This window comes from Aminobacter sp. J41, assembly GCF_000526635.1.
In the GTDB taxonomy this organism is placed as follows: Bacteria; Pseudomonadota; Alphaproteobacteria; order Rhizobiales; family Rhizobiaceae; genus Aerobium.
In genome coordinates this window covers 114,524-127,223 of the sequence record NZ_JAGL01000004.1, presented here as the reverse complement: position 1 = coordinate 127,223, position 12,700 = coordinate 114,524, and the positions used below count along the sequence as shown (strand labels likewise).

Genomic DNA, 12,700 nt, shown 5'->3' with positions numbered 1-12,700 from the left:
CAGCGATGCGGAAACCCTCAGGTTTTCCACATTTGCCAACAGGAGCGCGGGCAAGCCTGTGAACAAGCCGCAGAGCTTCTTTCATCTGCATCTGATTTCGGATGCGACCGGCGAGACGCTGATGGCCGCCGGACGGGCAGCCGCGGCGCAGTACAAGAACGCGCGCGCGATCGAGCACATCTACCCACTGGTGCGCACTGAAAAGCAGCTCTTGAAGGTGCTTGAGGAGATCGACGAGACTCCGGGAATCGTTCTCTACACGGTGGTCGACCAGCAGCTTGCCTCGATCATCGACCGGCGCTGCTCGGAAATGGGCCTGCCCTGCGTATCGGTGCTCGAACCCGTGCTGTCGGTGTTTCAGTCCTATCTCGGCGCTCCGGCCGGAAGGCGCGTCGGTGCCCAGCACGTTCTCGACGCCGATTATTTCCGCCGCATCGAGGCGCTCAACTTCACCATGGAGCATGATGACGGCCAGCTGGTGCATGAGGTCGGCGACGCCGACGTCGTGCTCATCGGAATTTCCCGCACCTCGAAGACGCCGACCAGCATCTATCTCGCCAATCGCGGCATCAAGACGGCCAACATTCCAATCGTGCCCGGCGTGCCGGTGCCGGAAAGCGTCGTCCACGCGGAGAAGCCGCTGATCGTCGGGCTGATCGCCACCGCTGAGCGAATTTCCCAGGTTCGCCAGAACCGCATTCTCGGCAGCTCCCCTGGATTTGACGTGCAGAGCTATGTCGACCGCACTGTGATCGCGCAGGAGCTCGCCTATATGCGCCAGATCTGCGCCCGCCATGGCTGGCCGGTAATCGATGTCAGCCGCCGCTCGATCGAGGAAACGGCTGCCGCGATCGTTGCATTGCGCGGCAAGTCACGCTAACGGCGCGTCAACAAGGAGAGGCCGACATGTCTGACGCAATCGTACTGGCTTCGGGCAGCCCGTTCAGGAAAAAGATGCTGGCCGACGCCGGCCTCGACTTCATCCAGGACCGGCCGCAGATCGACGAACGTGCTGTCGAAAAGGCAGTCGAGGGCTCGGGTCTGACACCGGAAGATCTCGCCTCCATTCTCGCGGAAGCCAAGGCGCTCGATGTCTCGCAGCGCCAACCGGGCAAGATTGTCATCGGCACCGACCAGACGCTCTCGCTGGGCGACGAGGTGCTGCACAAGCCGAAGGACATGGAAGAGGCGCGCCGTCGTCTTCTTGCCCTCTCGGGCAAGACGCACCAGCTCAACAGCGCCATCGTGCTCGTCCGAGACGGCGAGGTGCTGTGGCGCCATGTCGGCATTGCGCGGCTGACGATGCGCCAGCTCGACCCCGGCTTCATCGGCCGTCATCTTTCCCGTGTCGGCGACAAGGCGCTTTCCAGCGTCGGCGCCTACCAGATCGAAGGTGAGGGAATCCAGCTCTTCGAGAGCATCAAGGGCGATCACTTCACAATCGTCGGTCTTCCGCTTCTTCCGCTTCTCGACCAACTCAGGCATCTCGGAGCCATTGATGGCTGATCAGGGTAAAAAGGCATTCGTCATCGGTCACCCAGTGGCGCATTCGCGCTCACCGATGATCCACGGTTACTGGCTGAAGCAGTACGGCCTCCCCGGCAGCTATGAGCGCATCGAAGTTCATCCGATGCAGGTTGAGGCATTCCTGAGCTCGCTTCCCGCCAGCGGCTATGCCGGCGGCAATGTGACCATCCCGCACAAGGAAGCAGCCTTCGGCGCTGCCGACGTGGTCGATGAGGCGGCGGAGCTGATCGGCGCGGCCAATACGCTGTGGCTCGAGGACGGCAGGCTGTACGCCAGCAATACTGATGCTTTCGGCTTCATGTCGGATCTCGACCAGCGCGCCGATGGCTGGCGCAATGCAGGCACGGCGCTCATTTTAGGCGCAGGCGGGGCCTCGCGTGCGATCCTGTTTGCGCTCGAAGAAGCGGGCATCCGCGACATCCGCGTTGTCAACCGCACGGTCGCCCGCGCGCAGGAACTCGCCGACCGCTTTGGCGAGCGCGTCTCGGCGCACAGCTTCGAAGCGGTGAATGAGCTGGCCAAAGATGCGCAGCTCGTCGTCAACACCACAGCGCTCGGCATGGGCGGACAAGGCGAGTTGCCCCTGGACGCGTCGCTGCTGCCGTCCTCGGCAATTGCCGTCGATATCGTCTATACGCCGCTTGAGACGCCGTTCCTTGCCGCTGCGGCGCGCCACGGCATCCGCACCATCGACGGGCTCGGCATGCTGCTGCACCAGGCGATCCCCGGCTTCGAAAAATGGTTCGGCGTGCGCCCGCAAGTAACGGAAGACCTTCGCGCCGTTATCGTCGCCGATCTGCAGGGCGGGCATTGATGATCGTCCTTGGCCTGACCGGTTCTATCGGCATGGGCAAGTCGACGACCGCCCGCATGTTCGAGGAAGAGGGCGTTCCGGTCCACGATTCCGACGCTACCGTCCACGCGCTCTATCGCGGCGCAGCCGTCGAACCCATCCGCGCACGCTTTCCGGCGGCTGTCGTCGACGGAGCGGTTGATCGTGAAAAGCTTGCAGCTGAAGTGCTCGGCAAGCCGGATGCCCTGCGCGAACTCGAAAAAATCGTCCATCCGCTGGTTCGCGCCGAAACAGAAGCCTTTGTTCGGAAGCACCGCGAGGACGGCACGGAGATCGTCGTGCTCGATATTCCGCTTTTGTTCGAAACCCATGGCGAGGGCCGCGTAGATCGCATCGTCGTCGTCTCGGCTCCGGCCGAAGTGCAGCGCGAGCGGGTGCTTGCCCGTCCCGGTATGACGGTCGAGAAATTCGAGGCGATCCTGAAGCGCCAGGTGCCGGACGCCGAAAAGCGCGCCCGCGCCGACTTCGTCGTCGACACCGGCAAGGGGATGGATGCTGCCAGGGCGCAGGTCAGAGATATCATTGGGCAACTTGCCGCGGCCGCTGCCTGATCCTTGCCTTTGCCCGGCATGTTGGCGATTCTGCGCCGCAAGGAGCATCCCCAATGCGTGAGATCATTTTCGACACCGAAACCACCGGGCTTGATTCCCGTGAAGACAGGATCATCGAGTTCGGCGGCATCGAGATGGTCAACAAGTTCCCGACCGGCCGCACCTTCCACCAGTACATCAATCCCGAGGGCCGCCCGGTCCATCCCGATGCACTCGCGGTTCACGGCATCAGCGACGAACAGCTCGCCGACAAGCCCACCTTCAAGGAAATCGCATCACAGCTGCTCGACTTCCTCGACGGCGCGGTGCTGATCGCGCACAACGCGAACTTCGATATCGGCTTCCTTAACGCCGAGTTCGCGCGGCTGGGCGTGCCTCCTATCGATCCGTCGCGCGTCATCGACACGCTGGCGCTTGCCAAGCGCAAGCACCCGATGGGGCCGAATTCGCTCGACGCCCTCTGCCGCCGTTATGGCATCGACAACAGCCACCGCACCAAGCACGGCGCGCTGCTCGACTCCGAACTCCTCGCAGAAGTCTACATCGAGCTGATGGGCGGCAAGCAGGCGACCTTCAGCCTGGACACAAAGGTCGAGGTCACCGTCACCACGACCGAGATCGAGACCGTCACGGTCGTGCGCCAGCGCGAGCGGCCACTTGCTCCGCGCCTGACGGATGCCGACATCGCTGCCCACCGCAAGCTGGTTGACACCCTCGGCTCTTCCGCGATTTGGAAGGAAGTCGAGCCCGACTATCGCGAGCAGATCGCCGCGGAATAGCGGGTGATCGCAAAGTCAGGCAGTCATGAAAAAGGCCCGGGAAGACCGGGCCTTTTCAATACTGGTCTGCTTGCGCGGCAGCCTTATGCGGTGCCGGTCGGAGCCTGGGCCTTCGCCTGCTCCTGGGCAAGGCGCTGCTGGAACATCTGCGCGAAGTCGATCGGGTCGATCATCAGCGGCGGGAAGCCGCCATTGCGCGTGCAGTCGGCCACGATCTGGCGCGCGAACGGGAACAGCAGGCGCGGGCACTCGATGAACAGGATGGGCAGCACGTGCTCCTGCGGGAAACCGGCCACGCGGAAGACACCGCCATAGACCAGCTCGACGTTGAACAGCACCTTGTCGCCTTCCGAAGCCTTCGCATTCAGCGTCAGCTGCACATCAAACTCGGTCTCGCCGACCGGGTTGGCGGTTACGTTCACGTTGATGTTGATGCCCGGGGCCTTGTCGCGGGCGCGGAGCGTGTTCGGAGCGCCGGGGCTCTCGAACGACAGGTCCTTCACATACTGCACGAGGACGTTGAGCGAGGGTGCAGCGCCGTTGCCTGCGCTCGGAGCGGCGGCAGGCTTGGTGTCGTCGTCTTGATTGGCCATCAGCCGGAATCCTTTTTTGTCTTCAGCCGTTCCCGGCCGTGAAGAGAATGCGAGGTTGGCTAACATGGTCAACCCCTGCATGACAAGCTGGACTTGCCTAATGGTCGGTTCTGAGCTGCGGGCGGGGCCGCTCCTCCGGATCGTCGGTATCGTAGCGGGTGTATTCGTCCTCATCGAGATCGATCGTCCGCGAGGAGCGGCGCGTGTATGCGCTGGCAAAGCCGCTGGCCGTCTCGACCACGACGATGCGGCTGGAGATGAAGCGCCACACGACCTCGCGTACCGGCGGGATGAACAAGAGGATGCCGAGAGCGTCGGTGATGAAGCCGGGCAGGATGAGCAGGATGCCCGCCAGCATGATCATCACGGCATGCACCATGTCGCGGCCGGGCGATACGCCCGTCTGCATCGCCTCGCGCATGCGCGACATCGCGCCGAGGCCCTGGATGCGCAGCAGGATCGCGCCCAGCACTGTCGTCGCCAGGATCAGCCCGATCGTCGCCAGCACGCCGATCTCGCTGCCGACGATGACGAAGCCCGCGATCTCCGCGAGCGGAAGGACGAGGAAAATCAACGGCAGGAAGGGAAGCCTCAAGTGTTCATCTTTCCGTGTTCGCGCCCGAAAGGGCATTCCCAATACAGATAGGGAGACGCCGCTTTGGTTTGAATGATGGTATGATGCGTTCTATATGCAAAAAACGAGCTGGCGATAGCGGCACCTCGCCCGATCCAGGATATTGGCGGACGTCATGGAATTTTTCGATTTCGGTACGATTTTCTTCATGATCGCGGCGATCGTGATCTTTTTCCAGCTGCGCAGTGTGCTTGGCCGCCGGACGGGGCATGAGCGGCCGCCTTTTGATCCCTATTCCAGCGCGCGCAAGGATGCGGGCACTGAAGCGACTGCCGGGGAAAATGTCGTCTCGCTGCCGCGCCGCAAGGGAGCGCCGGAATCTGCAACCAGCTATGCCGCCATTGATGCGGTGGCGGCGCCCGGCACCGACCTCAACCGCGGCCTGCGAGCTATTCGCGACGCCGATCCCAACTTTGAGCCGAACAGCTTCGTTGAAGGTGCCAAGCTCGCCTACGAGATGATCGTCATGGCCTATGCGGATGGCGACCGCCGTGCGCTCAAGAACCTCCTGTCGCGCGAGGTCTACGATGGCTTTGTCGCAGCCATCGCCGACCGCGAGAGCCGCAACGAAAAGATCCAGTCCTCCTTCGTCGGCATCAACCGCGCCGAGATCGTCAATGCGGAGATGAAGGGCTCTGAGGCGCACATCACCCTGCGCATCGTCAGCGAGCTCATCTCTGCCACGCGCAACGCCGCCGGCGAGGTGATCGATGGCGATCCGGAGACGGTGGCCGAGGTCAAGGACGTGTGGACCTTCGCCCGCGACACCCGCTCGAAGGACCCGAACTGGAAGCTCGTGGCCACCGAGGCTGACGACTGAGCCCGAGCCCTTCAAATGCTTCCATGTCTGCTGCGCTGATCCCCGCCGGTTTTGCCGATCTCGCCGGCTGGGCAGAGGATGCGCATGCCGCGGCCTTCGCCGCCTTCCGCCGCTCGGCGATTTACGGCCTCGAGAATGGCTACAAGACCGGCGCGCTGGGCATCGGCCCCGAGCACCTTGCGCCTGCCTGGCAGGAAGCTGCCAGCATTGAAGCCGATCTTTCCGACGCCGAGGCCCGTTCCTTCTTCGAGCGCCATTTCGCACCGCGTCTCATCCGTCCCAATAATACAGCGACCGGCTTCGTTACCGGCTTCTACGAGCCGGAAGTTGAGGCTTCGCCCGCACGGAGCGAGCATTTCACGGTCCCGCTGCTCAGCGCTCCCGATGATCTGGTCAAGGTCGATGACAGCAACCGGCCGGAAGGCATGGACCCTTATCTTGCCTTCGGTCGCAGGACGCCGGACGGCATCGTCGAGTATTTTGACCGCGCCGCGATCGAGCAGGGCGCGCTGGGCGATAAGGCAAGAGCCATCGCTTGGGTCGCCGATCCGGTCGATGCCTTCTTCATTCACGTGCAGGGTGCGGCACGCCTGAAAATGCCGGACGGCTCCGTCCGCCGCATCACCTATGCCGCGAAATCCGGCCAGCGTTTCGCCGGCCCCGGCCGGGTGCTAATCGAACTCGGCGAGATTGCCGAGGCCGATGTGACCATGCAGTCGATCCGTAAATGGTTCGCCGACCATCCCGACCGCATCAACGAAATCCTCTGGCGCAACCGCTCCTACATCTTTTTCCGCGAGGCTGACGTTTCCGATCCTTCGCTTGGCCCCGTTGCTGCGGCCAAAGTGCCGCTGACGGCGGGCCGCTCGCTCGCGGTCGACCGGCTGATCCACACTTTCGGCACGCCGTTTTTCATCGACGCGCCGACGCTGCTTGCCTTCGACGAACAACCGTTCCGGCGGCTGATGATCGCGCAGGACACCGGCTCGGCCATCGTCGGTCCCGCACGCGGCGATCTGTTTGCCGGCTCGGGCGATGCCGCCGGCGAGATCGCGGGCGTGGTCCGCCATCCGGCGGACTTTTACATTCTCGTGCCGCGCCCATATGGAGCGGCGGCATGAAGACGAAGTATCTTACCACCGAGGACCGCATCCTCTGGGGGCGCGTCGCGCGTTCGACGCGACCGATGCCTGGCAAGTCTGTCGAGGATATCGAGCGGGAGATGGAAGATTTCGCGGCCCTTCTCGAACCACCTGCGCCGAAGCCGAAGCCGCGCAAGGCTCGTTCGGCAGGGGATCTGGTTGAAGAGAAGCCGGAGCAGAAGCGCCAGCCGCCAGCGCCCAACGTCATCGACCGGCCAACGCACCAGAAGATAGCCCGCGGCCGCCTGCCGATCGAAGGCAAGGTCGATCTGCATGGCATGACGCAAAGCGAAGCCCATTCCCTGCTGTTGTCGTTCCTGCAGCATGCCTATGCGGACGGCCGCCGCCATGTCCTCGTCGTTACCGGCAAGGGCTCGCCCTCGCGCGGCACGGGAGTGCTGCGTCAGGCCGTGCCCGGCTGGCTGTCGACGCCGCCGTTTCGGGCTCTCGTCAGCGGTCATCAGGAGGCGGCGCGCCACCACGGCGGCGAGGGCGCGCTCTACATCCGCCTGCGCAAGCGGGAGGCGCCATGACGCCGTTTGGGCTGAAGATGCGCGAGCTTCGCGCCGCCAAGGGCGTCTCGCAAAAGGAGATGGCCGACGCGCTCGGCGTCAGCGCGGCGTATCTTTCGGCGCTGGAGCACGGCAAGCGCGGCGTGCCCAACTGGGCGCTGGTGCAAAAGATCGTCGGCTACTTCAACGTGATCTGGGATGAGGCGGAGGAGCTTCAGCATCTTGCCGCTTCCTCGCATCCGCGCGTGGTGGTGGACACCACCGGTCTCTCGCCCAAGGCAACTGCCTTTGCCAACCGCCTGGCCGAGGAGATCGGGCAGCTGGACGACACCGCGCTCGATGCGCTGATGCGCACGCTCGACGAACGCGGTCGAAAATAGCCGTCAGAACAGCTTCTTCAGCTCGTTCAGCCGTTCGTTGACCAGCCATCCGTAATAGTTTTCCTGCGGATATCGCGGCGACAGCCCCTCGGCCTGGCGCTTCAGGTTCTCCGCGCGCAGCGCACGCGCACGCTGATCGGGGTTGCCGAGATTGTAGAGCGTCGCGGTGATGCCGGGGTTCTTCGAGATGTCGAAACCCGCGATGTCACGATAAGCCTCGATCGACTTCTTTAGCGTCGCCGCCACATAGGCCAGCGTCAGGTCGGGATCCATGATGGTCTTGTAGACCTGCTGCGCGTTGTTGTGGTCGAGCTTCGGCAGCTTCGACACCTGCGCGACGATGTCGCTCATCTGCAGGGCGGTGAGCGGATTGAGCTGGCCGATGCCAAAGGTCTGGCCAGCGTAAAAGGGCTGGAAGAACACGGCGCTGAAACGGTCGCGGGGATAGGACTTGCCGTCGACCTTCTTTCCGCGGAACGAACGGTCCCAGACCGTCTCGCGGCAGGTCCACTGCTCGTAGCTTCCCTTCAAATTCTCGCAGCGGGCAAATTCCGGCCGCTTGATGAAGTCGGAGATCGACTCGCCGTCATAGGCGAACTTGAAGCTGGTCTGAAAATACGAGACAGCCTTCACATAATAGGTCTGAAGCCGGTCGTAGGCGTCGACATTGTAGGTGTGCTCGCCGACGATGGCGCCCACCATGTGCATCGGATCGAGGCCATACTGGGCAGAGACCGTCTTGATTTTATTGCGCAGGGCAGCGTCGTTTTCGAGCAGCGCATAGACCTTGCGGTACTTTGCCTCGTAGGTGGAATTCGCCGCGCGGGTACGATTAGCCGACGCATTCGGGATCGGCGGCTGCTCCTTCGACCGGTTTCCAGGCGGCACGACAGTGGCAGCGCTGGCAATCGCTGGAAGTACGAGCAAGCACAGACAGGCGAGAAACCGGATCGCAGAGTTCATAAAGGGCCCGAGACTGGGTCAGGAACGACCGCGCGGCAAGCTACCGCCCGGCCGGGTCAGCGTCGAGTGCCTGACGTTCAAACATTCGTCAAGACCTGCGAAAGGTCGCACCTCGCATTTCGAAGAACAGCGCGTCGTTACCTCGGCGCGCTGCTCTTGATGGTTATCAAAGAATGAACTTCGACAGGTCCGTGTTGCGGGCAAGGTCGCCGACGAACTTCTCGACATATTCAGCGTCGATCACGATCTCCGAGCCCGAGCGGTCAGGCGCGTTGAACGAGATGTCATCGAGCACCCGCTCCATCACCGTCTGCAGGCGCCGCGCGCCGATGTTCTCGACAGTGGCGTTGAGGTCGACGGCTATGCCGGCCAGGCGGTCGATGGCGTCGTCGGTGAAGGTGAGATTGACGCCTTCGGTCTCCATCAGCGCGATGTACTGCTTGATCAGGCTCGCCTCGGTCTCGGTCAGGATGCGGCGGAAGTCTTCCTTCTCCAGCGCACGCAGCTCGACGCGGATCGGCAGGCGGCCCTGCAGCTCAGGCAGCAGGTCCGACGGCTTGGCGACGTGGAACGCCCCGGAGGCGATGAAGAGGATATGGTCCGTCTTCACCGGGCCGTACTTGGTGGCAACGGTGGTGCCCTCGACCAGCGGCAGCAGGTCGCGCTGCACGCCTTCGCGCGAAGGACCGCCGGCGATGTCCGAGCGTGCCGCGACCTTGTCGATTTCGTCGAGGAAGACGATGCCGTCGTTCTCGGTCGAGGCAATCGCGCGGCGCACCACCTCTTCCTGGTCGAGCAGCTTGTCCGACTCGTCGTTGATCAGCAGCTCGTAGGATTCCTTGACGGTGGTTTTGCGCAGCTTGGTCCGCTGGCCGCCCATTGCCTTCTGCAGCATGTCACTGATGTTGAGGACGCCGATGCCGGCGCCGGGCATCCCCGGAATATCGAAAGTAGGCATCCCGCCACCGCTGTTGTCGGCAACCTCGATCTCGATTTCCTTGTCGTCGAGTTCCCCGTCGCGCAGCTTCTTGCGGAAGGAGTCGCGGGTAGCCGGGCTCGCGGTCTTGCCGACCAGCGCCTCGAGCACGCGCTCCTCGGCGGCAAGATGGGCCCGCGCCTTCACGTCCTCGCGCATCTTCTCGCGGGTCAGGCCAATCGCAACCTCGACGAGATCGCGGATGATCTGCTCGACGTCCCGGCCGACATAGCCGACCTCGGTGAACTTGGTGGCTTCGACCTTGATGAACGGAGCCCCTGCGAGCTTGGCGAGACGGCGCGAAATCTCCGTCTTGCCGACGCCGGTCGGCCCGATCATCAGGATGTTCTTCGGCATCACCTCTTCGCGCATCGGGCTGGACAGCTGCTGCCGCCGCCAGCGGTTGCGCAGGGCGATTGCCACGGCGCGCTTCGCCTCCTTCTGGCCGATGATGTAGCGGTCGAGTTCGGAAACGATCTCGCGAGGAGAAAAAGTGCTCATCACTATAACCCACTTTGCCACTGCTTAATGAACTCGAACGGATGCAGCAGCATAATCACGTTGAGCGTCAGATTATCCCGGATGACGTAGCCGGTGCCGATCTCGAAAATGAGCGCGATGGCTACGGTCACAGATATAGGTAGCCGCCAGGCGAGCGCAAAGCCCACGATCATGGCGAGCGTGTCCGCCACCGAGTTGACGATGGAATCGCCGAAATAGTCGAGCGAGATCGTCGCCTCGCGGTAGCGGTTGATGATGAAGTCGCTGTTCTCGACGATCTCCCACGCGACCTCGATGCCCGTCGCGATGGCGAGCCGCATCAGGATCGGCGCGCGCGGGAACAGGAACCAGGTCAGCGCGTAGAACAGGAAGCCGTGGATGATGTGCGAGGGTGTGTACCAGTCGGAAAGGTGCTGCGAGTTCTCCGAGCTGATCACCACGCCATGCCACAACTTGACGTAGCCGCACTCGCAAATCGGCACCCGGCCCATCAGGTAGAGCGTCACCGCCTGCGCGGCGATGAATGCGAGAACAAGAAGCAGACCGATCGTCTGCCAGCGGCTGGTTGAAGACCGGTCGGTTTCTAATGTCATGCGCAGCTTTCGTCGCCAGGGTGATGATGTGCGGCACGAGAAACGATCACCTCAGCGTCACTCCCCAGCCACGTGCTGCATGAGCAGTACATCGCTTCCGGTTCGCCCGACAAGCGAGGGGATCGGCCGGAAGCCTGCCTTTTCATAGGCGCGCACGGCGCGAAGATTAGCCGGGTCCGGATCGATGATGATGGTCTGGTGCCCTTCGCTCCTCAGCTTCGCGACGAAGGCTGCGAGGGCGGCAGAGCCGATGCCTTGCGAAAGCTGTTCTGCCACCCCGATGGAAAGGTCCACGCCGACGGCATCAGCGGGAAGTTCGGCGAGCCACGGATGCTCCTCGATCCACTCCCGGTTCTGGTGGTGGCCGACGAACCAGTACTGGATGTAGCCGAGCGGCTCACCATCAAGCCGGATCAGGAAGGGACGGGTCGTGTCCGTCCCCTCGACCATGTTCCTGATGTGCTCCAGCTCTTCGTCCGGATCGCCCCACCATTCCCGCATATGCGGCTCCCCGAGCCACGCCGCGAGCAGCGGGTAATGTTCCCGCTGCACCGAAGTGAAGTCGATGGCGCGGTCGCTATTCGGCATCCAGCGTTTCGATGACGAAGTTGTTGTTGGTGTAGACGCAGATCTCCGACGCGATCTCCATCGCCTTGCGGGCGATTTCTTCGGCCGACTTGTCGGTGTCCATCAGCGCGCGGGCGGCCGCGAGCGCATAGTTGCCTCCAGAGCCGATCGCCATCACGCCATGCTCGGGTTCGAGCACGTCGCCGTTGCCGGTCAGCGCCAGTGTCACCGACTTGTCGGCTACCAGCATCATCGCTTCCAGCCGGCGCAGGTACCGGTCGGTGCGCCAGTCCTTGGCCAGCTCGACCGCCGCGCGGGTCAGCTGGTCCGGATACTGCTCGAGCTTGGTCTCGAGCCGTTCGAGCAGCGTGAAGGCGTCGGCGGTCGCACCCGCGAAACCCGCGATCACGTTGCCCTTGCCGATGCGGCGCACCTTGCGCGCATTTCCCTTCATGATTGTCTGGCCAAGGCTTACCTGGCCGTCGCCTGCGATGACGACCTTGCCGTCCTTTCGCACGGTCACGATCGTTGTCGCGTGCATCGTCAGTTCGTTCGACATAATTGCTCCGATCTTCTGCGCCGAAGCGCTTGTCGCTTATGTATGCGCGCCTTACGCGAATGCAATCATGCTTCGCAGCAGCGCTTTCCATTAAACGGCCATGCTGGTAAGACGCAGGCGCTTTTCTTCTTTACTGGAAGGTGATGATCATGTCCGGGCGCACAGCCAGCGTTTCCCGCAGCACCAAGGAGACCCAGATCTCGGTTTCCGTGGATCTCGACGGCAAGGGCCGTTCCGAGATTTCCACGGGGGTGGGCTTCTTCGATCATATGCTGGACCAGCTGTCGCGCCATTCGCTGATCGACATGAAGATCGAGGCCAAGGGCGACCTGCACATCGACGATCACCACACCGTCGAGGACACCGGCATTGCGATCGGCCAGGCCATCTCGAAGGCGCTGGGCGAGCGTCGCGGCATCTGCCGTTACGCCTCGATCGACCTTGCCATGGACGAGACGCTGACGAGCGCAGCCATCGATGTCTCCGGCCGACCGTTCCTTGTCTGGCACGTCGATTTCTCCGCGCCGAAGATCGGCACCTTCGACACCGAGCTGGTGCGCGAGTTCTTCCAGGCGCTGGCGCAGAACGCCGGCATCACGCTGCACGTGCGCAACCAGTACGGCGCCAATAACCATCATATCGCCGAGACCTGCTTCAAGGCGGTGGCACGGGCCCTGCGCGCCGCGATCGAGTTCGATCCGCGCCAGGAAGGCGCCATTCCCTCGACCAAGGGAACGCTGAACGGATAGG

The 12,700-nt window shown here is 63.0% G+C and carries 17 protein-coding genes; 10 read left to right on the top strand and 7 right to left on the bottom strand.

Annotated features, from left to right (window positions below; genetic code table 11):
• Positions 1–58: 58 nt before the first annotated feature.
• From L630_RS0104780 to dnaQ, 5 genes are read left to right on the top strand one after another with little or no spacing between them, the layout of a single operon-like run.
• Complete coding sequence (locus L630_RS0104780; RefSeq protein ID WP_024847140.1) at positions 59–880, top strand: pyruvate, water dikinase regulatory protein; 822 nt, start codon at positions 59–61, stop codon at positions 878–880.
• A gap of 26 nt (positions 881–906) precedes the next feature.
• Positions 907–1,506: a Maf-like protein gene (locus L630_RS0104775; RefSeq protein WP_024847139.1), complete on the top strand. Its 600-nt coding sequence runs from the start codon at positions 907–909 to the stop codon at positions 1,504–1,506.
• Entirely contained in the window at positions 1,499–2,341 is an 843-nt protein-coding gene (locus L630_RS0104770) for a shikimate dehydrogenase (protein WP_024847138.1), read from the top strand. Before L630_RS0104775 ends, L630_RS0104770 begins: the two co-directional genes overlap by 8 nt.
• Positions 2,341–2,931: a dephospho-CoA kinase gene (gene coaE / locus L630_RS0104765; protein ID WP_024847137.1), complete on the top strand. Its 591-nt coding sequence runs from the start codon at positions 2,341–2,343 to the stop codon at positions 2,929–2,931. The genes L630_RS0104770 and coaE overlap by 1 nt, the downstream gene beginning before the upstream one ends.
• A gap of 53 nt (positions 2,932–2,984) precedes the next feature.
• Entirely contained in the window at positions 2,985–3,710 is a 726-nt protein-coding gene (gene dnaQ, locus L630_RS0104760; RefSeq protein ID WP_024847136.1) for a DNA polymerase III subunit epsilon, read from the top strand.
• An 83-nt stretch (positions 3,711–3,793) separates the two neighbouring features.
• On the opposite strand, the gene secB is transcribed toward dnaQ, so the two are convergent.
• Both secB and L630_RS0104750 read right to left on the bottom strand, forming a co-directional pair.
• Positions 3,794–4,303 carry a protein-export chaperone SecB gene (gene secB / locus L630_RS0104755; protein ID WP_024847135.1) on the bottom strand — a complete coding sequence of 170 codons (510 nt, stop codon included), beginning with the start codon at positions 4,301–4,303 and terminating at the stop codon, positions 3,794–3,796.
• Between the two features lie 97 nt (positions 4,304–4,400).
• Positions 4,401–4,898, bottom strand: coding sequence for an FxsA family protein (locus tag L630_RS0104750; protein WP_024847134.1), 498 nt, complete (start codon positions 4,896–4,898; stop codon positions 4,401–4,403).
• Between the two features lie 154 nt (positions 4,899–5,052).
• On the opposite strand from L630_RS0104750, the gene L630_RS0104745 reads away from it, so the two are divergent.
• The 4 genes from L630_RS0104745 to L630_RS0104730 are packed head-to-tail and all read left to right on the top strand — an operon-like array spanning position 5,053 to position 7,791.
• The gene (locus L630_RS0104745; RefSeq protein ID WP_024847133.1) at positions 5,053–5,757 is read left to right on the top strand and encodes a Tim44/TimA family putative adaptor protein; all 705 of its coding nucleotides are present in this window, start codon (positions 5,053–5,055) and stop codon (positions 5,755–5,757) included.
• Between the two features lie 23 nt (positions 5,758–5,780).
• Positions 5,781–6,878 (top strand): murein transglycosylase A, encoded by a 1,098-nt coding sequence (locus L630_RS0104740; protein ID WP_024847132.1) that lies wholly within the window; start codon positions 5,781–5,783, stop codon positions 6,876–6,878.
• Positions 6,875–7,432 carry a Smr/MutS family protein gene (locus L630_RS0104735; protein WP_024847131.1) on the top strand — a complete coding sequence of 186 codons (558 nt, stop codon included), beginning with the start codon at positions 6,875–6,877 and terminating at the stop codon, positions 7,430–7,432. Before L630_RS0104740 ends, L630_RS0104735 begins: the two co-directional genes overlap by 4 nt.
• On the top strand, positions 7,429–7,791 hold the full coding sequence (locus L630_RS0104730) for a helix-turn-helix domain-containing protein (protein WP_024847130.1): 363 nt from the start codon (positions 7,429–7,431) through the stop codon (positions 7,789–7,791). The genes L630_RS0104735 and L630_RS0104730 overlap by 4 nt, the downstream gene beginning before the upstream one ends.
• Positions 7,792–7,794: 3 nt before the next feature.
• Here L630_RS0104730 and L630_RS0104725 read toward each other — a convergent pair whose 3' ends face one another.
• The 5 genes from L630_RS0104725 to hslV form a co-directional block, all read right to left on the bottom strand.
• Complete coding sequence (locus L630_RS0104725) at positions 7,795–8,754, bottom strand: DUF1402 family protein (protein WP_024847129.1); 960 nt, start codon at positions 8,752–8,754, stop codon at positions 7,795–7,797.
• A 166-nt stretch (positions 8,755–8,920) separates the two neighbouring features.
• Positions 8,921–10,231, bottom strand: coding sequence for an ATP-dependent protease ATPase subunit HslU (hslU, locus tag L630_RS0104720; protein WP_024847128.1), 1,311 nt, complete (start codon positions 10,229–10,231; stop codon positions 8,921–8,923).
• A gap of 2 nt (positions 10,232–10,233) precedes the next feature.
• Positions 10,234–10,824 (bottom strand): DUF2585 domain-containing protein, encoded by a 591-nt coding sequence (locus L630_RS0104715; RefSeq protein WP_024847127.1) that lies wholly within the window; start codon positions 10,822–10,824, stop codon positions 10,234–10,236.
• Positions 10,825–10,881: 57 nt separating this feature from the next.
• On the bottom strand, positions 10,882–11,412 hold the full coding sequence (locus L630_RS0104710; protein ID WP_024847126.1) for a GNAT family N-acetyltransferase: 531 nt from the start codon (positions 11,410–11,412) through the stop codon (positions 10,882–10,884).
• A complete protein-coding gene (gene hslV / locus L630_RS0104705) occupies positions 11,402–11,950 on the bottom strand; it encodes an ATP-dependent protease subunit HslV (RefSeq protein ID WP_024847125.1) in 549 nt (182 codons plus the stop codon). Before hslV ends, L630_RS0104710 begins: the two co-directional genes overlap by 11 nt.
• Before the next feature lie 149 nt (positions 11,951–12,099).
• On the opposite strand from hslV, the gene hisB reads away from it, so the two are divergent.
• Positions 12,100–12,699, top strand: a complete 600-nt coding sequence (gene hisB, locus L630_RS0104700; RefSeq protein ID WP_024847124.1) for an imidazoleglycerol-phosphate dehydratase HisB — start codon at positions 12,100–12,102, stop codon at positions 12,697–12,699.
• Position 12,700: the final 1 nt, after the last annotated feature.

Bases quoted from the DNA above. Each gene is read 5' to 3' on its own strand.
- coaE (WP_024847137.1), top strand. From the start codon at position 2,341: ATGATCGTCCTTGGCCTGACCGGTTCTATCGGCATGGGCAAGTCGACG.
- L630_RS0104725 (WP_024847129.1), bottom strand. From the start codon at position 8,754: ATGAACTCTGCGATCCGGTTTCTCGCCTGTCTGTGCTTGCTCGTACTT.
- hslV (WP_024847125.1), bottom strand. From the start codon at position 11,950: ATGTCGAACGAACTGACGATGCACGCGACAACGATCGTGACCGTGCGA.
- hisB (WP_024847124.1), top strand. From the start codon at position 12,100: ATGTCCGGGCGCACAGCCAGCGTTTCCCGCAGCACCAAGGAGACCCAG.
- L630_RS0104745 (WP_024847133.1), top strand. From the start codon at position 5,053: ATGGAATTTTTCGATTTCGGTACGATTTTCTTCATGATCGCGGCGATC.
- dnaQ (WP_024847136.1), top strand. From the start codon at position 2,985: ATGCGTGAGATCATTTTCGACACCGAAACCACCGGGCTTGATTCCCGT.
- L630_RS0104730 (WP_024847130.1), top strand. From the start codon at position 7,429: ATGACGCCGTTTGGGCTGAAGATGCGCGAGCTTCGCGCCGCCAAGGGC.
- L630_RS0104710 (WP_024847126.1), bottom strand. From the start codon at position 11,412: ATGCCGAATAGCGACCGCGCCATCGACTTCACTTCGGTGCAGCGGGAA.
- secB (WP_024847135.1), bottom strand. From the start codon at position 4,303: ATGGCCAATCAAGACGACGACACCAAGCCTGCCGCCGCTCCGAGCGCA.
- L630_RS0104735 (WP_024847131.1), top strand. From the start codon at position 6,875: ATGAAGACGAAGTATCTTACCACCGAGGACCGCATCCTCTGGGGGCGC.
- L630_RS0104775 (WP_024847139.1), top strand. From the start codon at position 907: ATGTCTGACGCAATCGTACTGGCTTCGGGCAGCCCGTTCAGGAAAAAG.
- hslU (WP_024847128.1), bottom strand. From the start codon at position 10,231: ATGAGCACTTTTTCTCCTCGCGAGATCGTTTCCGAACTCGACCGCTAC.
- L630_RS0104770 (WP_024847138.1), top strand. From the start codon at position 1,499: ATGGCTGATCAGGGTAAAAAGGCATTCGTCATCGGTCACCCAGTGGCG.
- L630_RS0104740 (WP_024847132.1), top strand. From the start codon at position 5,781: ATGTCTGCTGCGCTGATCCCCGCCGGTTTTGCCGATCTCGCCGGCTGG.
- L630_RS0104715 (WP_024847127.1), bottom strand. From the start codon at position 10,824: ATGACATTAGAAACCGACCGGTCTTCAACCAGCCGCTGGCAGACGATC.